The organism is Weissella confusa (assembly GCF_004766315.1).
Lineage (GTDB): Bacteria > Bacillota > Bacilli > Lactobacillales > Lactobacillaceae > Weissella > Weissella confusa_A.
Map to the genome: position 1 here is coordinate 17078 of NZ_PVSN01000073.1, position 21644 is coordinate 38721.

At 46.1% G+C, this 21644-nt stretch carries 15 protein-coding genes, 1 tRNA gene and 1 pseudogene; 4 read left to right on the plus strand and 13 right to left on the minus strand.

What is annotated here, in order from left to right; all coding sequences use genetic code 11:
• Positions 1–10: 10 nt before the first annotated feature.
• Complete coding sequence (locus C6P11_RS11025; protein WP_003608805.1) at positions 11–148, minus strand: hypothetical protein; 138 nt, start codon at positions 146–148, stop codon at positions 11–13.
• A 198-nt stretch (positions 149–346) separates the two neighbouring features.
• Here C6P11_RS11025 and C6P11_RS09795 point away from each other — a divergent pair.
• Positions 347–1208: pseudogene (locus tag C6P11_RS09795) on the plus strand (magnesium transporter CorA family protein).
• A 201-nt stretch (positions 1209–1409) separates the two neighbouring features.
• Here C6P11_RS09795 and C6P11_RS09800 read toward each other — a convergent pair.
• From C6P11_RS09800 to leuS, 4 genes are all read right to left on the minus strand, one after another.
• Positions 1410–3548, minus strand: coding sequence for a putative polysaccharide biosynthesis protein (locus C6P11_RS09800; protein ID WP_135520732.1), 2139 nt, complete (start codon positions 3546–3548; stop codon positions 1410–1412).
• Between the two features lie 33 nt (positions 3549–3581).
• Positions 3582–3654: transfer RNA gene (locus C6P11_RS09805), tRNA-Arg, on the minus strand.
• A gap of 86 nt (positions 3655–3740) precedes the next feature.
• Positions 3741–4811 (minus strand): glycosyltransferase, encoded by a 1071-nt coding sequence (locus C6P11_RS09810; protein WP_135520734.1) that lies wholly within the window; start codon positions 4809–4811, stop codon positions 3741–3743.
• 133 nt (positions 4812–4944) lie between these two features.
• Complete coding sequence (leuS, locus tag C6P11_RS09815) at positions 4945–7359, minus strand: leucine--tRNA ligase (protein WP_135520736.1); 2415 nt, start codon at positions 7357–7359, stop codon at positions 4945–4947.
• Between the two features lie 154 nt (positions 7360–7513).
• On the opposite strand from leuS, the gene C6P11_RS09820 reads away from it, so the two are divergent.
• Both C6P11_RS09820 and C6P11_RS09825 read left to right on the plus strand, forming a co-directional pair.
• A complete protein-coding gene (locus C6P11_RS09820; RefSeq protein WP_135520738.1) occupies positions 7514–8209 on the plus strand; it encodes a phosphatase PAP2 family protein in 696 nt (231 codons plus the stop codon).
• On the plus strand, positions 8169–8681 hold the full coding sequence (locus tag C6P11_RS09825) for an rRNA methyltransferase (RefSeq protein ID WP_135520740.1): 513 nt from the start codon (positions 8169–8171) through the stop codon (positions 8679–8681). Before C6P11_RS09820 ends, C6P11_RS09825 begins: the two co-directional genes overlap by 41 nt.
• Before the next feature lie 41 nt (positions 8682–8722).
• Here the strand turns inward: C6P11_RS09825 and rlmD are convergent, their stop codons facing one another.
• From rlmD to C6P11_RS09840, 3 genes are read right to left on the minus strand one after another with little or no spacing between them, the layout of a single operon-like run.
• A complete protein-coding gene (rlmD, locus tag C6P11_RS09830) occupies positions 8723–10102 on the minus strand; it encodes a 23S rRNA (uracil(1939)-C(5))-methyltransferase RlmD (protein WP_135520742.1) in 1380 nt (459 codons plus the stop codon).
• A 51-nt stretch (positions 10103–10153) separates the two neighbouring features.
• Positions 10154–10987 (minus strand): alpha/beta hydrolase, encoded by an 834-nt coding sequence (locus tag C6P11_RS09835; RefSeq protein WP_245299865.1) that lies wholly within the window; start codon positions 10985–10987, stop codon positions 10154–10156.
• Positions 10988–11043: 56 nt separating this feature from the next.
• On the minus strand, positions 11044–11862 hold the full coding sequence (locus tag C6P11_RS09840; RefSeq protein ID WP_135520746.1) for a hypothetical protein: 819 nt from the start codon (positions 11860–11862) through the stop codon (positions 11044–11046).
• A gap of 112 nt (positions 11863–11974) precedes the next feature.
• Between C6P11_RS09840 and msrB the strand changes: the two genes are divergently transcribed.
• The gene (msrB, locus tag C6P11_RS09845) at positions 11975–12412 is read left to right on the plus strand and encodes a peptide-methionine (R)-S-oxide reductase MsrB (RefSeq protein ID WP_118704328.1); all 438 of its coding nucleotides are present in this window, start codon (positions 11975–11977) and stop codon (positions 12410–12412) included.
• A 35-nt stretch (positions 12413–12447) separates the two neighbouring features.
• Here msrB and C6P11_RS09850 read toward each other — a convergent pair whose 3' ends face one another.
• From C6P11_RS09850 to C6P11_RS09870, 5 genes are all read right to left on the minus strand, one after another.
• The gene (locus C6P11_RS09850) at positions 12448–13494 is read right to left on the minus strand and encodes a BMP family lipoprotein (protein ID WP_135520748.1); all 1047 of its coding nucleotides are present in this window, start codon (positions 13492–13494) and stop codon (positions 12448–12450) included.
• 242 nt (positions 13495–13736) lie between these two features.
• Entirely contained in the window at positions 13737–15518 is a 1782-nt protein-coding gene (locus C6P11_RS09855) for a glycerophosphodiester phosphodiesterase (protein WP_135520750.1), read from the minus strand.
• Between the two features lie 78 nt (positions 15519–15596).
• Positions 15597–19955, minus strand: a complete 4359-nt coding sequence (locus tag C6P11_RS09860) for a GA module-containing protein (protein ID WP_135520752.1) — start codon at positions 19953–19955, stop codon at positions 15597–15599.
• Entirely contained in the window at positions 19928–20122 is a 195-nt protein-coding gene (locus C6P11_RS09865) for a GA module-containing protein (RefSeq protein ID WP_135520754.1), read from the minus strand. The genes C6P11_RS09860 and C6P11_RS09865 overlap by 28 nt, the downstream gene beginning before the upstream one ends.
• Before the next feature lie 12 nt (positions 20123–20134).
• Positions 20135–21265: an adhesive domain-containing protein gene (locus C6P11_RS09870; RefSeq protein ID WP_135520755.1), complete on the minus strand. Its 1131-nt coding sequence runs from the start codon at positions 21263–21265 to the stop codon at positions 20135–20137.
• Between the last annotated feature and the right edge of the window lie 379 nt (positions 21266–21644).

Consider the following 21644-nt stretch of genomic DNA (forward strand, 5'->3'; position numbering starts at 1 on the left):
TACAGTCAAATTACTTTGACTCCAATTCAGCCTTACCCTTGGCCCATTGTTGGATGTTAACAACTTCAGCCACACGAGCCTTCTTTGCAGAATCGTGTGATGTTGGTCGCTTACGAGCCCATGAGTTGTATGGTGATTGAACAGCCATGATCATTTCCTCCATTTATGTTATCGATAACTTTACTAGTATACCGATAAAAACAAAGTGCGTCAAACTTTTATCCCAAATCCGTCAATTTTTCATCGCGTATAAGTTGTGAACACTAGGCCTGCGCCGTATACTAAGGATACTATGATTACACAAAAAACAACTTTCCCAGATTTCGTCTGGTTCCAAGTACATGATATGACTCCTGAGGAACGAGAATGGTTGACCAAAGACCAACTCATCCCCAATGAACTCCTAAGTTATGCCGTCGACCCATACGAAAGCGCCCGTATGGAATACGACGAAGAAGCCGATTTAACGTTGATGATATTCGACGTCGTCACACCAACATCACCTCGTGCCACGACTGAACCCGTCGGTATGCTCTTTAGTAATGACCAACAACGTCTCTACACCTTCACTCGTGAGGAAACGGATTACGTAGACAGCTACTTGAGCGGAACTGAAGTTAGTCGCCGCCCCTTGCCTGACCACGCCACGCCGCTTGATGTCATTTTGAATGGTACGGAGCTACTTTCTTCAAAGTTTATGTCGGCAATTCTTGAAATCAATCTCCGTCGCACGCCAATTCAAAGTGAAATTCGCAAGACGAAGCAAACACAAAAGACAATTGATGGATTTGCAGACGGATTTGATTTACTTATTGAATTCTTTGCACACTGACCGCGACTTGCTACGCAGCTACAAGGTGCGCCACAACATCCAACTAACTGATCACCAATCAGAACGTATTGATGACGTCACGGTCGAGTTGCAACAAGCCATCGACACCGGTGAGTTGTCACAATTGGTTACCAACCGTGTTTCAGATGCCTTTGTTAACCTTGCCAATTCAAACTTGAACTGGACGATGAAACTTTTGACAGTGTCATCAATCGTCCTAACGGTGCCTAATATTGTGTCGGGGTTCTTCGGTCAAAACGTTGACCTTCCCTTTATGCACACCCACATGGGCTGGATTGTGACACTTATCATCACTTTCATTCTGATGATTATCACAACGATTGTCCTTTGGCGTTCAGGATTTTTCCGTAAATAGTCATCCAGAACAGAACCTTTTTGGGGTTCTGCTTTTTCGTTTTTCCCTGTGTATAACCTATTGAAAAGCACTCAACCTTCCCACAAGAAAATGAGACTTATCCACAAATATACAGACTTTTACACACCCAGTTGTGGATAAACCGGGTAAAAACCGGTGTAAAAAAGCCGACCGCAACTAAATGCGATCGGCTAATGTCATTTACTTCAAATGTAATTTGTGTGCGATAGTTGCTGCGCGTTGACCAAGAACGCTTTCACCAACGTGCGTCTTAAGCATTGCGACACCGTAGATGCCAGCACCAACCAGCCCAACAACAATCGTGACGATCAATTGGGCCATCTTTGTATCAGGCACGAATAGCGTCAACGTGTTCGTCAAGAGCGCTACCACAGCGTACATGACCAAGCCCCAGAACAGGATAACCATCAATGAGAAATTGAATGGCGCCCAGTCGATAGCGTATAACACACTTAGTCGGCGGACCGAAATAATCAATCCAACCGCAAAGGCCAATACCGTCGCCATCAAAGGTCCGGCACCTTGCAACCAAATCGTCAAAGGCACTTGCAAGACCAACTTCAAAATCAAAATCAAGCCTAGCACCTTCACCGTGAATGACAACTCATTCAAACCTTGGTAGATGGCCAAGACAACCATGTACAATCCCAAGGCGATGGCCGTGAAGCTGGCGAATTGCAAAATCAACGTTCCGTTCGTCGCATCATTCGTGTTGTAGAACAGAATGTATAGCGGATGTGCAACGGCAGCCATCCCCAATGAGGCTGGTACCATCACAAACGCTAGCAACTTGAACGCGAATTGAATTTGATTACCAATATTTTCACGGTCACCAATCTCTTTAGCTCGTGCCAACATTGGCAAGGCCGTTTCCGCCATACCAACGGCAAGCGAAACAACCAACATAACCAACTTGTTTGAGTTAAAGGCGAATTGGGCAAACATGGCTTGCATCGTATTGTGCGTTGCTGACGTGAACGCCTTCATGATGTGGAAGAACGTATATTGGTCAATCACTTGCACAATCGCAATTGCAGAACCAGCAAAGATAACTGGCAATGACTGGCGTGCCATGCGAATCATGATTTCGCGTGGGTTGAAGTCTGGCGCTGGAATATTCATCGCCATCTTTTCAGCAAAGAACTTACGACGCTTCCAGATACCAAATACCAAGACGATGATTCCGGCTAGCGCACCCCAGAAGGCAGCCAACGTTGATTCAACCGTGGCATCGACCCATGTCCCGTGATGACCAACCATAATCCAGTACGTCATCCCCAACATGTAGGCCACGCGAATCAATTGTTCAACGAACTGTGACAAAGCCGACAGTCCCATGAACTCGAATCCTTGCACGTATCCACGCAACATTGATAGCGTTGGAATCAACACCAATGCAGCTGATAGTGAACGGATAACCGGCACCACGTTCGGATCTCCTTGCGAGAGAACACCGGCTAGCAAGTACAAGATCGCACCAGCAGCGATTCCTAGCACACCACCAAACTGTAAGGCTTGGCGGAAGATGCGACGCACGGCATCATAGTGACGTGAAACGCCATACTCCGCAACCAAACGTGCCAAGACGTTTGGCAACCCAGCCGTCGTAATCAACAAGGCCACACTATAAATTTGGTAACCTTGTGCATACAATGAGTTGGCAGAATTGAAATACACATTTCCAATCATGGCCACCCATGGAATAACATATAAGGCCCCTAGTACACGTGACGCCAAGCTACCAATTGTCATCCAGGCTGAACCACGCAACATACGTGACGTCGCATTACTATCATCAACTAAATCAGTTTCAATTTCTGGAACGGTCGTTAGTTCATCGGCCGCCATAATCGGCGTTTCTGCTGATGTATCGTCTTCGTCTGCGAAGGCTTCCGGCAGAACGCTTGGTTCAGATACCGTCGTCGTGTCACTAGTTTGGCTAGCAACCGGCGCAACATCCATTTCACTAGCAGGTTCATCGAATTGACTTGGCAATTCAGAACTTGCTGGCAATGCCACGTCAGCTGCCGCTTCATCAATTGCCTCGCTTGCGACCGACTTAGGCGTATCCTCACGAACAAATGTATCTGCAACTTGGTGTACCTTAATCGTCGATACGCCTTCAGGTCGCGTTACCACTTCTGACACTGAATGCGACTGCGTAGGTGTCGTTGTCGCTTCTGATGTTACCTTTTCTTCATCACGTGATTCAAAGATATCATCAATAGTGGCCCCATTAAGGAGAGCAGCCAATTCTTCAAACGTTATATCACGTCGGAATGGTGACTCTTCATACTGGGGTGATTTTTCATCAGCCATGTTGACCGTTCCCCTTTCTTTCATACAAAAAAATGACGCTACACAGACTCGAACTGTGATCTAAGACTTAGGAGGTCCTTGTTCTATCCTGTTGAACTATAGCGCCAAAGTATTCCAAATAACTATTATACACAAGAAAACCCGTTGTTTGTAGTTGATATGTAATATCAACCCAACCAACGGGTATTTCATTTAGGCGACAATGTCTCGCCAATTTGCCAGAATAGCTGACAATTTGAAATCTTTGGCGCGTTCTAATGACTTTGTGGCCAATAAACAACGCATTTCATAGCTTTGTAACATCGGTTCAAGGCGGTACCACAGGGCATCAGCGTTTTTGGCAGCCAATTCCCCATAAATACCACCTTCCAAAATTTCAACCGCCCCAGTATTATCAGTCGACAGGATTGGCAAGCCAAAACTCATCGCCTCGACCAATACCAAGGGCAAGCCTTCCCAGCGCGATGTGGCGAGAAAAATAGACGCCTGACGATAGTGATCCGCCAGTTCTTCATCATGTAACCCACCGCGATAAATAATTTTATCCGTGACTTCATTTGCTTTAATTAAACGCTCAAATGACGCCATGTCATCCGGCAAGCCCTCACCAGCAACCGCAATCTGCCAATCATCTGGTAGTTTCTTAGCCAAATTCAACATAATATCAATTCCCTTATGCTGAATGGCAATGCGACCCGTGAACGCAATCGTATGCTTGGTTAGGTCAGCTCGTCCTGTCACCGGCATCGTCAACGGATTCCAAATTTTAACAGCCCGGTCAGTCACAGTTTGAAAGCCTTCTAAATCAGTTTCCGTCAAAGCAACCACTGTATCGGCCGCTTTGACACCCGCCACAAATTCAGCTCGCATGTCACGGCAATACTGATTAAAGTAGGTATCGATATTATTATGCATCCAAGCAATTGTTTTTAATTCAGGGAGTCGTGATTTCAGGTATGGAATAAAACTCGTTAAGATACCTGCATTTAAGATCACGACATCAATTTTCTCTTCAATCAAAATATCAGCCAAATCTGTCATTTGTTGCTGATAGGTATGCAATGGATCAGGGCCATTCGTTGGCATGACCGGATGAGGCGCTGGAATTAAACGCCCCTTCAACTCGTAGTAAGATGGCACATCAGCCATCTGGTAAAAAGCAACCGTGGCGAATTCAGTCATGGCGTTACCAACAACAGTTGCAGCTCGCTTCATGCCACCCATTCCCAGGTTCTCAACAGCCATCAAAATTCTCTTTGCCATGCCCTGCACCCCCTTGCTTTGCATACTAAAAGAGGAACCCCCACAAATGCGAGAGTTCCTCTTCAGTATAGTCACTATTGTTTAAAAAGTGGGTCTAGATGTCTTAAAACCTGACATGCAGATTACAAACAGATTACAAAACAACGTTCACCAACTTACCTGGCACAGCGATAACCTTCTTTGGTTGCCCACCATCCAGTTGCTTTTGAACGGCTTCGTCAGCGATTGCCAACTCAGTCATCTTCTCACGGTCAGCGTCCGCAGGAATCGTCAAACGACCGCGAACCTTACCGTTAACTTGCAAAACGATTTCAATTTCGTCTTCAACCAAAGCAGCCTCGTCAAACGTTGGCCATGGTTGGTACGTCACTGATTCGTCCTTGTGCAAGAAGCTCCACAATTCTTCCGTCATGTGAGGGGCAATTGGGTTCAACAACTTGATGAATCCTTCAACGTATTCAACAGGCAAGTTTTCTGCCTTGTATGCTTCGTTAATGAAAATCATCATTTGTGAGATGGCCGTGTTGAAACGTAGACCTTCGTAGTCTTCCGTAACCTTCTTAACCGTCTCGTTGTAGATCTTGTCCAACTTGTGGTCGTTAACCGTCGTGATGTGGTCGCGTAGCTTGTCTTCATCATCGATGAACAAACGCCATACACGATCCAACCAACGACGTGAACCAGCCAAACCGTCTTCTGACCAAGCGATTGATTGCTCCAAAGGTCCCATGAACATTTCGTACAAACGCAATGTGTCGGCACCGTATTCTTCAACCACGTCGTCAGGGTTAACAACGTTACCCTTAGACTTAGACATCTTCTCGTGGTTTTCACCCAAGATCATACCTTGGTTAGCCAACTTTTGGAATGGCTCCTTGGTGTGGACAACACCCAAGTCGTACAAAACCTTGTGCCAGAAACGTGCGTACAACAAGTGCAACACAGCGTGCTCGGCACCACCAATGTACAAGTCAACGTTCTTCCAGTATGCCTCAGCCTCTGGTGAAACAATTTCCTTGTCGTTGTGTGGATCCATGTAACGCAAGTAGTACCATGATGAACCAGCCCATTGTGGCATCGTGTTCGTCTCGCGCTTACCCTTGCGGCCGTTTTCGTCAACCACGTTTACCCAATCGTCAACGTTAACCAATGGTGACTCACCAGTACCTGAAGGCATGATGTTATCAACTTCTGGCAAACGCAATGGCAATTGGTCTTCTGGTACAAGCGTCTTTTCACCGTCTTCCCAGTGGATGACAGGAATTGGCTCACCCCAGTAACGTTGACGTGAGAAGATCCAGTCACGCAAGCGGTAGTTAACTTGCTTGTGACCAACACCTTGCTCTTCCAACCAAGCGATTGCCTTTTCGATAGCTTCTTGCTTACCCATGCCATCCAAGAAGCCTGAGTTAATGTGCTCACCGTCGCCAGTGTAAGCTTCTTCAGCGATGTCACCACCGGCCAAAACTTGGCGCATTGGCAAATCGTACTTCTTAGCAAATTCGTAGTCACGCGTATCGTGAGCAGGAACGGCCATGATTGCACCCATTCCGTATGAAGCCAAAACATAGTCGCCAATCCAGATTGGCAATTCTTCACCATTCATTGGGTTGATAGCATATGCACCAGTGAAGACACCGGCCTTGTCCTTGTTCAAGTCCGTACGCTCCAAATCTGACTTTGAAGCAATTGACTTCTTGAAGGCTTCGATAGCTTCCTTTTGGTCGTCAGAAACAATTTCTGATACCAAAGCGTGTTCTGGTGACAAAACAAGGTAAGTTGCACCGAACAACGTATCAGCACGCGTCGTGAAGACTTCAACTTCAGCATCTGAATCCTTCACCTTGAAGTTTACAGAAGCACCGATTGAGCGACCAATCCAGTTACGTTGTTGTTCCTTGATAGCATCTGGCCAATCAACATCGTCCAAATCTTCCAACAAACGATCAGCGTAAGCCGTAATCTTCAATGCCCATTGACGCATTGGAACACGGTAAACTGGGAAGCCACCACGCTCCGTCTTACCGTCGATGATTTCTTCGTTGGCAACAACAGTTCCACCATTGTAATCAGGGGCCCAGTTAACCATGATTTCATCTTCGTATGCCAAGCCCTTCTTGTACAATTGCTCGAAGATCCATTGCGTCCACTTGTAGTACTTAGGGTCAGTCGTGTTAACCTCACGTGACCAGTCATATGACAAACCAAGTGTCTTCATTTGGCGGCGAAAGTTCTTAACGTTCTTTGCCGTCACGACACGTGGATCCTCACCCGTCTTGATTGCGTACTCTTCAGTAGGCAAACCGAACGCGTCGAATCCCATTGGGTGCAAAACATTGAACCCTTGCATACGCTTCATACGTGAAACGATATCAGTTGCCGTGTAACCTTCTGGGTGCCCAACGTGTAGCCCTTGCCCTGATGGGAATGGGAACATGTCCATTGCGAAGAACTTTTCCTTTGAGTGGTCTGATGACGTCTTAAAGGTTTGATTCTCTTCCCAGAAGCGTTGCCACTTCTTTTCTACTTCTTTGTGTTGATATGCCATGATTGATAACCTCACTTTAATGTTCTAACTTTAACAAAAAAATGCCGTTCTTTCAATAAATGAGCGGGTTTATACCGGTGTTTCACACGACTAATAATTAATCCAAATTGTGATACACTTAGTTAATGAAAAAGTAGTGAAAGCGGGTGTCTATATGTTTCAAATGCGTAAGTTTGATTATTTTCAGCTTGCGGTTGCCTTTGCGGGGTTAATCCTATTTATTTTATTAGCAATTGGCTATACCCACCATTTGGGTTATATCGATTGGATTGACCAGTTTGGCTTCAAACATATCCGGCAACCAGTCACGCCAGAACGTTCTTGGTTCTTCCGTAATATCACGCGTGCCGGCAACCCAAAGTGGACGTTGATTGTGATGACGGCAACCGCCATTGTGGCATTGCTGGTTCGCAAAATCGACGTGGCCGTCTTTATCGTTTTGAACGTCGGGGTCTTCGGCCTTGGCGTCATGGCACTACTTAAGCACGTTTTCCACCGCCCACGTCCTGACATTTATCATGTCATCAGCCAAGGTGGTTTTTCCTTCCCATCGGGTCACGCACTCAATGCCGTGCTATTATATGGTTCATTGATTGTTCTCGTACATTATTACTTGAAACAACACGACCAAGTGCGCTATGCCATCATGACATTGTTCGCCGCACTGGTCGTCGCCATCCCCCTCAGTCGCGTCTATCTGGGTGTCCACTATTTGTCAGACATCCTAGCTGGCTTTGGCCTTGGCGTCTTTTTCCTAATTATGTCGAAGGAACTTATTTTCAAATATCAAACACGAGAGGTTTTCGAACATGCGATCAACTCAGAATCTAGCGCAAATCACGCTGAATGAATATTTAGTACCGGGCGACTTGGCCATTGATGCCACGATTCGTCGCGGTGACATCACGCGCTTCCTCGCTAGCCGTGTTGGTGACACTGGTAAGGTCTTGGCCTTTTCAGATGTTAAGGCTGAAATCGATGACGTTGCCACATCACTTTTCTTGAGTGGTCTACACAACCGTGTTGACCTAATCAGCAAGGACTTCTCAGCCGTTACCAACTATTTGGACCCAACAAAGCCAATCGCTGCTGCCTTGTTCCAAGTTGACGAAAACATGGATACTGAGACATTGACGGCGACCGTTAAGACATTGTTGATGGTCTTGAAGACGAATGGTTTGGTGTTGTTGCTAAGCGACAACCCAGCCAACCTAGCCGACGCCCAAGCTTACGTGGCCCAATTGCCAACGGATTCTTACGGTGTCCAAAAATACGAAGACGTCCTAACCGGCGAAATCGCCTTGTTAGTTCAACGTCGTTAATCAAAAAACTCCCTGAGCCCGCAGCTCAGGGAGTTTTATTTTTACTTATTAATTGGCTCAAACACTGCCACCGCTTCAACGTGGGCAGTTTGTGGGAATTGATCCAACGGTTGAATGTCACCCTTGATGCGGAAGCCCTTGTCGATCAAGTACTTGGCATCGCGCGCCATTGTTTCTGGGTTGCATGACACATAAACAAAGCGGTCAGGATTCATGTCCGCAACGGCATCCAACAAATCTTCCGTCAAACCACGACGAGGTGGGTCAACGAAGATAACGTCCGGCTTCAAGCCACCGTCTTTCCACTTTTGCATTTGTTCAGGTGCATCAGCTGCGACGAATTCAGCGTTCTTCACATTGTTGTTAGCGACGTTCTTTTGCGCGTCAATCACGGCACGCTCAATCACTTCAACACCCAACACCTTGTCGACACGGTCAGCGACCGTCAAACCAATCGTTCCGATACCTGAATAAGCATCGATAACCGTGTCAGATTCCTTCAGCTCCCCCTTCGTTGCAGCCATGTCGTACAACACTTCCGTCGTTTGTGGGTTAACTTGGTAGAACGAATTTGGTCCGATTTCAAAATCGATATCCAACAACTTATCGTGAATGGCGTCAGCACCCCACAATGTGCGATTGTCGCCTGACGTCAAAACGTGCAAGCTACGTGGATTGTGGTTCAAGATGATACTCTTGATGCCGTCAACCGCCTCAGCAATGTCAGTCGCAATCGCATCTTCATCCGTCAACGTTGGCGTTTGCGTGACCAACACCACCATGACTTCGTGACTGTAATAACCGCGACGCACCATGATATAGCGCATTTCACCTTCTTGCGTATCGTCATCAAAAACCGATACCTTGTGCGCGTCCAAAATGTCACGCACAATGCCGATGATTTGGTCGATTTTCTCATCGTTAACGAAGTAATCGTCCAATGGCACAATGTCACCAGGCGTACGCTTCTTGATGAAACCGGTCGTCAACTTGCCATCAACATACTTCACCGGAACAACCGTCTTATTGCGGTAGTGGGTTGGATTATCCATCCCGATGGTTGGCGCAACATCGACATCGATGCCGTATTCTTTGTACAACTTTTGTACTTGTTGTTGCTTCAAACGCAATTGCGCATCGTAGGCCAAATTGACGTACGGTGCAATACCGGCTTCAAGCAAATAGTCCTTGCCGGATGCCACACGGTCTGGAGACGCTTCAAGAATTTCAACAACCTTGGCACGGCCGAACTTACGATTGACCTGCGTCACCTCAAATAAAATTTTCTCGCCTTCGAAGGCGTTTTCCAAATGAATTGGATAGTCATCTACCATGATGACCCCCAACCCAGTGTAAAGCACGTCGATGACAACACCTTCGCGTTGCTCACCCAGCTTTACCGGAATAATTGTATTACTCATATTTTCTCTCGTTTATCCTTTTTAGTCGCTTTCCATTATAACTGAACTGAATTACTTCGTGCGACCCCACAAGAAATCAATCATGGCACGGTTCACTTGCTGGTTATTCTCGTGCAATTTACTGTGTTGTGCTTCTGGACCGCTAATCAAGCGTTCTTGATATGACTTTGGGCGATCACCGAGCAAGTATTGCAGCGACTTAGCTGACGTCGTTGAAACTCGTCCGTCCGAGTGCGTCCCATCATCCAAATCACCATAAATGTTCAACACATCAACTTGGTTCTTTGGATAATTATCGCGTCGCGCTAACAACCAGTCATAGTACGACACCGTCTTTTCAGGCTTGCCAATGCCATTTAAATGATTATCTGCAGCTTGTTTATCAATCCCAATAATCCCATCAAAGTGACCAGCGATTGAAACCTGTTTGCGCAACTGTGGCAATGACTCATCTTGACCGTACGTTATTTCATAAGTCATTAACCCCAGGTTACCCATCGAATGTGCGACGGCATTGAACGACTTAATGTCATACTTGTGTTGCAACGCCACCACGACATTCTTGATCCACTTGGCATCCGTTTGATAATCCGTATTACGATTATCTGAAAAAACCACTTGCACCATGGGATTAAATCGGTTCTTATCCCAATGACCTGACAACTTCACGTGGCCATCTTTCGTCACCCGCGCGGTCAGCATTTTCTTAGCCGCACCAGACTTTTCAGCTGCTCGGACCAAGTCTTTGGTTGAATTTAATGTGCCACCATACCCGTGAATAAATAAGGTTGGTATGTTCGAATAGACATACTTGTCTGGATTACGTTTTAACCTCAACGAATGGTTTAAAGCAAAAGCGACCGCAAAAATTGCGACCAATCCCACTATGATACTGACCCATCTTTTCAACGTGCCTCCCCCTTTGCATTCCGAATAAGTGTTTAGCTCATTTTTTGTCCGTGTTCAATGACGTAAGCTACCGAAACCGGCATCATCTTACCACTATATTCTACCGCTAACGCACGTGCCGTTTCGTCTTGTGTTGGTACAACTGCCACAAAAGATCCGTCATCCAAGCGATACATATCCACTAATTGTCCCGTATCATGCAACAAGAATGAGAAATCAATCAAGTGATTGTAATCGTCAAACTTGAACGGACGCTCATCCACGCGTTCTTCGTGAACTGGTTCGACTGGTTGTTCTGGCATCCCCGCTGCCAATTGGGCAACCAATTCGAAACGCAGGTTCTTCATATCTAACAATTGCGCTTGGAATGAAATCGGTGCTTCATCGACCACCGAACGCACAAACTTGGGAAGTAAGCGCTTTGGGCGCGTGATTGGCGTTGATAGTTCTGAGAAGAAAGCATAAATGCTCATCTTACGATCAATCAAATCATCCAACGTCACTTCAATGTGCACATCATCGTTCTCGATGCACCAAGGCAACTCTTGGCCATTCTTCAAATCACGGTCTGAAACCAATGGCGCTACCAGCGTGCCAAGTGTAATCATAATCAAGCCATCAACTTGGTTAATCGTCACATCAAATTGCTTGGTTGCATCTTCAAACAGCATCCCCACCGTTCGTGTTGAAAACATGTTCACCATGCGAATATCTGCTAGGATGCCAGTTGCGGCTTCCGCATTCTTATCTGTAATTAAATCGACCAACTCGTGGTACGTCTCAAGGCTCTCAAAATCAGTTGGCGTTAGGATTAGTTCGCCATAATCGTCAAACATTTCATTTAGTAACATGTAACACCATTCCAAACTCTTCTTATTTATCATTAATGATACCAGCGTTTGCGATGCAATGGTAATCATGAGACACTACAGGTAGATTCATCAGAAAGAGGGGATATTATCGATGACAAAATATGATAAAGAAGCATTACGTCAACGGCTCACACCTGAAGAATACGCCGTCACACAAGAGGCTGCTACCGAAGCACCGTTCACTGGTAAGTACGATGCGTGGTTCGATGACGGTATCTATGTTGATGTTGTGAGTGGCGAACCTTTGTTCAGTTCAACTGACAAATACGACGCCGGCTGTGGTTGGCCATCATTCACCAAGCCAATCGAGAAAAAAGCGGTTAAGCGCCACCTCGACACCTCACATGGCATGTTCCGAACTGAGGTGACATCAACAGACGCTAACTCTCACTTAGGTCACGTGTTTACTGATGGGCCTATTCAAGAAGGCGGATTGCGTTACTGCATCAACTCAGCAGCGATGCGTTTCGTGCCAGTTGATGAGCTAGATCAACAAGGTTACGGTGATTACAAATCATTATTCGAATAACACAAAAAAGACGGCATCTCTGCCGTCTTTTTCATTTACTTCACTGGCACCTTCACGTCACCAGAAAGAATTTGCTTCTTGGCTACTTCGACTGCAGACCATGCCTTATCTGACATGTTACCGCGCGTCACCGCAACACCCTTATCATCCAAACCGTAAACCAAGTGCTTGCCACCTGGGAACTTGTTTTCATCTGCCATCTTCGTCACGTCAGTCACAACCGTGCCAACTCCCTTCGTTGCTGACGTCAACGTGAAGTTTGATGCGCCGTCAGTTGCCTTGTAATCACCATCAGCTGATTGATCAATATCAACCCCGATGACCCAAACCTTGTCGGCCTTCGTTTGCTTTTCGTTCAAGTCCTTCGCCTCAGTAAAGACACCTGTACCAGCGCCACCGGCAGCTTGGTAAATGATGTCCGTACCGTTTTGGTACATTGAAGCCGCAATCGTCTTGGCCTTACCAGCGTCAGCAAAGTCACCAACATATTGCACATCAACTTGAATATCAGGGTTAACTGACTTAGCACCTGCAATAAAACCAGCTTCAAACGTATCAACAACCGCTGACTTCATCCCACCAACAAAACCAAGCTTGTTCGTCTTTGTCGTTTCAGCTGCCGCAACACCGGCTAGGTATGATGATTGTTCTGAGTGGAACGTTACTGAGACAACGTTCTTACGCGTCTTTGCAACATCATCAATAATCATAAAGTTGTTCTTTGGGTACTTCTTAGCCGCCGCATTAATTGATGGCGTCTTTGGGAAGCCAATGCCGTAGATGTTCTCATAACCATTTGAAACAGCTTGGTTGATGTTTGTCTCAAAGTCAGCTGACGTCTTGGCTTGGAAGTATGTGTAACCACCCTTACCTTCCTTAACATCATTCGCCTTTGCCCACTTCGTCAATCCTTGCCAAGCTGATTGTTGGAATGACTTATCATCGATACCGGCTGCATCCGTGATCAACGCAACAGACGTGTGTTCATTCTTAGCTTCAACTGAGCCAGAGTGCATGTAAGCCCCAATTCCTGCACCAACCAACACAACAGCACCAATTCCCAAAACAACTTTACGATTCATTATGAAATCCCCTTAATAGATATAAAACGCGAACATTTATTTCGTTTTTAACAACTTAGATATCATAACCCGAACTTATGTCGTTGTAAAGGGTATACTTCGTAATTTAATCGTTTTAACCAGCGATCAACCCACTAACAAACGGTTAAAACACGAACTTCGGCATTATTGTTTACATAAAGTTCGTATTTAATACAAAAAGCCGATACGTTGCATTGAACGTCTCGACTTTCCATCATGTATTAATTTGCCAAAATGTTAACAATATACAATCCTAGCTTCTGATGCATCACGTGTGCACGGTGTGTCTCTTGCACAACCGACTTCAACTCTGTGACGTCATCCGTAATCTCGCCTTGGACACCCTTGGCATAGGTTTCAACCATGCCTTGTGAGTCATTCACCGTCCAGGCATAGATTCCCTTACCACGCTCATTCAAATCATCAACCTGGCTTTGCGTCAAATAAGAGTATTCCATCGTGTAGAAATCTGCCTTCGTCACCGGGGCACCAATAAAGTCACCCGGCAAAATCATGCCGACTTGTAGCTTCTTATCTAGCGTCTTCAAGCGTTGCACGACTGAATAGTTCAAGCTGTGCATCTGCCAACCATTTTTATCCATTGTTGTTTGGAATTGATCCAAGAATGAATCCGCTAAGTCTGGCGCATTAGTCCGTTCTGTCTTAATTTCGACTAGCAGTTTTACATTGCAACGTTCGGCTGCTTTGGCATATTCTTCAAAACTTGGAATCTTATCTTGGTGTCCATTCTCATAGACAGTCAGCTTCGTTGCTTCGGCTAACGTCAAATCAGAGACTGATTTATTCGAAGCACCCTTTGTCAGCGTTGCCAAATTTGGATCGTGCATCACCACCCATTTACCATCCTTAGTTTGGCGGATGTCCATCTCCACAAAACTTGGACGAGCATGTGACACCGTATCAATCATCGCCGGAATTGTATTTTGTACACCGTTACCGTCATCTACCCCACGATGTGACAAGGTCACTAATGGTCGGCTAACTGTATTCACAACGAAGAACAATGACGGTCCCGCTCCTTGGATAAACGCACCGAGCATAACAATTAGCCCAACAACACGCTTTGTATGGCGTGGCTTCGTCGCATAATCAACAAGTTGCACAACCTGATAATCACGAGCCATCAACCCAATAATGAACTGCAAACTCATGATGCCAAAGAAAATATCAATCAACGTCGCAAACGTGAAGGTTGCAACCGCTGTTAGCGCGCTCACCATGAATGGTGCAAACCAATCGACAATGTATTGCGCACTCCAAGTCAGTCCAAAGACAATCAACGTTAATAAGCCAACCAAAATTGACCCAGCCAACAGTGTCAGCGCTAATTTAATACCTTGCGCACCGCTTGTTTTACGCCAGCTGCTTTTGATTGCCAAACCCGCCGTATGTTCCGCCAACATAATTTCCGGTAATACATAGAAAAAACGAATCGCGAAGAATAACGCTGCTAAACCAAGCACCCAGATAAGCGTTAACATCCACGGCGTGCCGGTGATAGTCGGCCATACAAATTGTGGAATGATTAAATCCGCCGTTAATTGCGAGTGAAATGCTAGCATTGGGAACGGCAATACGACAATGCCGTAAAACAAAATCAATACCCACGCACCAACACCGCCTTGACACAAACGATGCAACGCGGTCTTCATGACACTCGTCGCAGTCGGACGTTGTCCCTCGTGTACTGCCGAAAAGCAAATCGTGTAACTGGCCAATTGACTGATAAACACCGTTAATAGAATCAGCACCGTGATGACTAAAATAACCGTGAAGATTGGATTTTGCATCAGCACTTGCCCCACATTTGAAAGGGACATAAACGGCACTTCATCAAGCCATTGACCGACGTACAGCAAACCTTTCAAAACTGGGACGACGATGACCAAAATTAAAATTGTAATCGAGAAGAACAGCCGACTCAGCGTCCATTTCGATTGCCAAAACCGACGCCATAACAGCGTCCAGATTGTTTGTTTCATAGTATTTTTCTCCCCTAAACCCACATGTTTTGCCAAATTATACCAAACAGATTTGTTTATTCGGGTTTAGGGCTCTCGCTATTGGTCTTTCTTGTCCTTACGACGCATAATCCACGCCAAGAACATCGCACAGAACGCAAAAATACCAACAAGATATGGTCGTACGTCCGCCACTTTTTCAGTTTGTTCGTCCGTTTCCTCAGGATTAGCTCGGCCATCTGTCACTTCTTTGCTTGATCCGTTGTAAACAATGCGATCATCAATTGCTTGTCCTTGTCCCGTCGTTCCAGCTATTGAACTCGCAGTCGCGACGTATGGGTTTGATGCACCTGACGCATTCCCATTAGACGAAGTCATCTGATCACCCACCGTAGTTGATAATGAACCAGTTGCTGTCTCACCTGTTGTCGCGATGACATTATCCTGCGTACCATCTCCGTTCAAAACAGGCGTACCAGTCGCACCGATTGCCGCGCCACTTGTCGCCACTTGAGCGTTACCCAAAGGCAGCGGCGCTGCCGCTACGTTATTCGTTGCCCCATCATTCGTTGTCACGTTCTTCGTAGCATCAACCGCCACTGTTGCATCATTTTGAGAACTTGTAATTGTTGAAGCCTTACTTGTTGGCACCGAATCACCTTCAGCTGTTTGTTCCGGTTCAGGTTGCTCATTGGCAGCCGTTGCTTCATCCACAACCTCTTCCACTTTAGCCACGGTATCCGAGCCACTGGCTTCACTGCTAAACGAACTTACTAAACTAGCTGACAAGTTAATCAGGTCACTGATTTCGTCATGTGCCCAGTCTTTTGCATTCGCCAAGTTCGTTGCTTCAGCTTCATCAATAATCGTTGCGACCTCATCTGAAGTCGTCGCTGTTGCAACGTGGTTCTTGTAGGATGCTTTTTCGTCATCCGACAAGTACGCCATCTCATCGATTTGCGTCTCAGCTTCTGCTTGTTGTTGCGCTAGCTCGTCAGCCAATTTGGCATCTGCAATGATTTGCTCAACCGCTGCCACTGTATCCACATTCGAAATCTGATCAACAAACGATTGCTTCTTATCATCAGACAAATGCTGTAACTCATCAATCTCAGTCGATGCGTCAGTCTTAGCATTTGCCAAGTTTTGGTCCGTCGCTTCAGTGACGATTGGTGCGATATCAGCAACATTCTCAGTGTTAGCAATCTGTTGCTTAAAGTCGGTCTGCTCATCTGATGACAAATAGCTCAAATTATCAATCGTCGCTGTTGCATCTTTTTGCGCTTCCGCCAACGCTGAATCAGCTGCCTGCTTTGCATCAGTGACCGCTTGTTCAACTGTCGCGACATCCGTCGCTTGATTGACTTGGTCCGTATACGTCGTTTGGTCAGTTTCAGACAAGTTCGCTAGGTTGCCAATCTCAGTTGTCGCTGCTTCTTTGGCACTGGCCAAATTTTGGTCAGTTGCGTCATCAACCACGGTATTAACCTCCGCAATATCAGTTGCATCTGAGATTTGTTGGTTATAAGCTGACTTCTCATCATCAGTCAGGTAGGTCATGTTATCAATTTCGGCCTGGGCGTCCGATTTTTGTTCCACCAGCTTATCAGCCGCCTGGGCATCGGAAACAATCTGCTCAACGGCACTAGTTGACTCAGCCAATGATACTTGATCATCAAATGATTGCTTCATATCTGCATCCAAATTAGCCAACTCAGCAATTTCACCATTTGCCCAATCCTTGGCATTAGCCAAATTTTGGTCGGTCACTTCAGACACAATCTTCTCAACATCAGCAATCGTCGTGGCATCAGCTACTTGTTGCTTAGCATCATCCTTTTCATCCGTCGACAAGTACGCCATGTCGTCAACGGTTGTACCTGCGTCTTTTTGCGCTTCCGCCAATGCCGCCTTATCAGCATTCTTCGAATCAGTCACTGCTTGTTCAACAGTCGCCACATCCGTCGCCTGATTAGCTTGGTCTGTGTATGTTGATTGGTCGGCCTCAGACAAATTGGCTAAGTTGCCAATCTCAGTTATCGCGCTTGCTTTAGCATTTGCCAAATTCATGTCAGTTGCTTCATTAACAACAGCATTAATACCTGTTGCATCAGTCGCATCTGAGATTTGTTGCTTATAATCAACCTTCTCGTCATCAGACAAGTAGGCCATTGCATCAACGTCCGCTTGTGCATCGGCTTTTTGTTCAGCCAGTTCATCAGCTGCTTTGGCGTCAGCCACAATTTGCTCAACCGCGTCCGTTGTCGTCGCATCTATAAGATGATCAACAAACGGTTGCTTCTGGTCATCACTCAAGTTCTGCAAATCAGCAATCTCAGTCGATGCCGATTCCTTAGCGTTCGTCAAATTTTGAGTCGTGGCATCAGTGACCGTCTGTTCAACTGCTTCAACGTCTTTTGCATCGGTAATCGCTTGCTTAAAGTCAGACTTTTCAACCGTTGACAAATAAACCATGTCATCAATGGCTGTATCTGCTGAAGCTTGCGCATTTTTCAAATCAGTTGCTTGTGCATCGGTGAGAATTTGTTCAACCGTTGCGACATCACCAGCCTGCGTAACTTGATTGGCGTAATCAGTCCGCTCGGTATCTGATAGATTAGCCAGACTGCTAATTTCAGTTGTGGCTGAATCCTTAGCATTCGCCAAATTCGTGTCAGTCGCTTTGGTAACCTGATTCTTATACGTTGATTTCTCATCATCTGACAAATAAGTCATGGCATCGATTTCAGCTTGCGCATCAGCTTTCTGTCCCGCTAATTCATCAGCTGCTTTGGCGTCAGCAACGATTTGCTCAACCGCGTCCGTCGTATCTGCATTCGTTACTTGTTCCACAAATGCTTGTTGCTGACTATCATCAAGATTCTTCAAACCTTCGATTTCATCTGAACCTGATTCCTTGGCGTTGGTTAAATTCTGATTGGTCGCCCCAGTAACAATCTGCGTCACATCAGAAATGGTCGTTGCATCTGTTACCTGTTGCTTGAAGTCAGTCAGCTCATCTGCTGATAAGTACGTCAAATCAGCAATCGTTGTATCAGCTGCTTTTTGCGCTTGAGTTAACGCCAACTCAGCCGCATCCTTTGCATCCGCGACCGCTTTTTCAACAGTCGCCACATCCGTCGCCTGGTTAACTTGTTCTGTATATGTTGTCTGATCAGCTTCAGACAAGTTCGCTAGCTTGCTAATCTCAGTCGTTGCTGAGCCCTTAGCATTCGTCAAGTTATTGGCAGTCGCATCCGCAACCGCCTTATCAACATCAGCAATCGTTGTTGCGTCATCGATGGCTTGTGTCGCAGTCGACTTTTCCGTATCTGACAAATACGTCAACTCTTTAATTGTCGCAGTTGCGTCAGCCTGTGCATCCTGCAAAGCACTTTCGTCAGCAGCCTTCTCATCCGCCACGATTTGTTCTACCGCCGCTACCGTTTCAGCATCTGGCAACTTAGAAATAAATGACTGTTGGGTATCAGTATCTAAGTTATTCAACGCACTAATTTCATTTGTTGGCCAAACCCGTGCATCCGCCAAATCAGTATTCTTTGCTTGCACAACAATCGCATCAACATCGGCCACTGTTTTGGCATTAGCAATCTGATTCTCAAAATCTGTTTTCTCGTCTGATGACAAGTAGTTCAACGCATCGACAGTCGCTTTCGCCTTATCTTGCGCATCCGCCAACACGGCTAAATCAGCTGCATTTGCATCAGCGACAATTTGTTCAACATCCGCCACTGTTTTGGCATCAGCCAATTTATCGACGTACGTTGCTTGATCATCTGATGCCAAGTTAGGTAATGTACCGATTGCTGTTGTTGCCTGGTCTTTAGCATTTTCAAAATTCGTCGCTGTGGCTTGCGTAACCACATCATTCACGTCAGCAACAGTCGTGGCATTTTCAACATCTTGCTTGTATCCCGCCACTTCATCCATCGACAAATAACCCAACGCATCAATGGCAGCATTCGCCTTCGTACGTTCTGCTTCCACAACGGCTGCATCTGCCGCTTTAGCATCGGCCACAATTTGTTCAACTTGCGTCACAGACGTAGCGGTTGATACTTGATTGGCGTAACCTTGTTTGGTATCAGCATCCAAGTTAACCAACTTGGTGATTTCATCATTCGCCCACGCTTGCGCATTTACCAAATTTTGATCAGTTGCATCAGACACAACCGTATTCACACCGGTCACGTCAGTTGCACTCGCCGCCTTCGCTTTGTAGTCATCCTTTTCAGCGGTCGACAAATAAGCCATGCCATCAATTGCGGTCGTGGCCGTCGTTCGTGCATCAGTAAGCGCTGTTGCGTCTGCCGCTTTAGCAGCCGCTACGATTTGCTCAACTTGATCGGGCGTTGTTGCGCCTTGTATTTGCGTTGTGAATCCTTGCTTCGAAGCATCATCTAAATTCGTTAGGCCGGCGACTTCGCCAGTTCCCACGTTTTAGCGTTTGCTAGATTTTGGGTTGTTGCGGCCGTCACCACATTATTCGCGTCTTCGACTGTCGTTGCGCTCGCAACTTGTTGCTTGTATGCTGTCTTTTCATCATCAGACAAATAAGTTAGCGCATCAATCGCAGCATTCGCATCTAACTTCGCTTGTGCCAACTCGTTTGCCGATTACGCAGTCGTGACAATCCCATCAATCGCATATGTACTAGTTGCAGCCTCGACCTGATTCTTATAATCTGCGCATTCGGCATCCGTCAATGCAGTCAAAGCATCAATCTGTGCGTTTGCATTTGCCTTCGCTGTCGTTAAATCAACTAAGACATCAGTCGAACTGGCTACACCAGCAAACAAATCAAGATTAATTGCATCCGAACTCGCAATCGCTCCCTTAACCTCGACTGGTGATGTCGAGCCATCCGGCGTGATTGTCGTCGGCACCGTGACCGTTGTGCTACCTAAAACAGCAGCATCTACCAATTGATTAACAGTATCGCCCGTTCCTGAAGACAAGCTGGTAATAGTCGGCGTCAACACACCATCAATGAGCGGTGACGTTATCGAACTGATATCAACACCCAGAACACTAATACTTTTCACCGTGTTCAACAAATCTGTCAGCGTATTGGTAAGGGTTTGGCTTAAAGTCGTTCCCAATCCACCATCCAAGTCAACCGACAAATACTGACTGCCATCTGGCAAAGTTTCTACTGTCGCTTCACTAGGATCAACCGTGTAATCCGCTGTAACAGCACCATTCTTTAAATTGTCTAATGTTTTATTCAGGTTATCTATAACTTCAGAACCAATTGCCGCTTTTATGATTGTTGTATCCAATCCAGTTAAGACCAATTGCAACGCATTCACAACTGGATCAAGAACCGTCCCTAGTCCGCCAATCACTTCAACGTGCACCTTAATTGGTCCAGCCGCCTCAATATCGGTCCCAGCCGGCACCTGCAATGCTACTTCACGAGACGTATCACCAACTAGCGAAACATCAGCCGTACCACTCGCATCCATTGTGAAATCAACATTTGTTGGTTGCCCGACCGGTAGTGATTCCGTTGCATTCGATGTCGTATCGACGTTCGTAAACAATTGACCATCCACGACCGCTGCGTCAGCCGTTCTTTGGACCAAGTGAACGCCATTGCGATCAACCGAAATATCCGGAAAGTCTAACGCTACGCCCCCGCCTAACGTCAAACAGGAAATTCCGGCAATCACCCACATCTTCTTGGACTTATACATCCGCTTGCGTTGCTCGGATGTCCCCAAGGCTTTGTCTGCCTTATTCATTTTTAAACCCCCACTGTTATATACTCTCTAACGTGTTCCGACCTCGTCCCTCTCGGAGCTCACTCACCACTCCACAAGGTCAATACAGCTTAGTTTTAACACATATTCAGTAGTGGTACCAAAGATAGCTATCGCAACGGTGTCACCCACCAAAAACATGCGTAAACCGTGATGAAGCGTAGAAAAAAAGCGTTGCACAACGAGAATTATTCTCGCGGTACAACGCTCGTATATCGACATATGTCTTATTTTAACCCGGATTATTCATGCACTAAATTTTTAACCACAGCTAAATCAGTAAAATACGATAAATCACCTTGAAACTGCCAGTACCTTGGCACGGTTTCAGGGTGTTTTTTTCGATTGGGCGTTTTTTGAG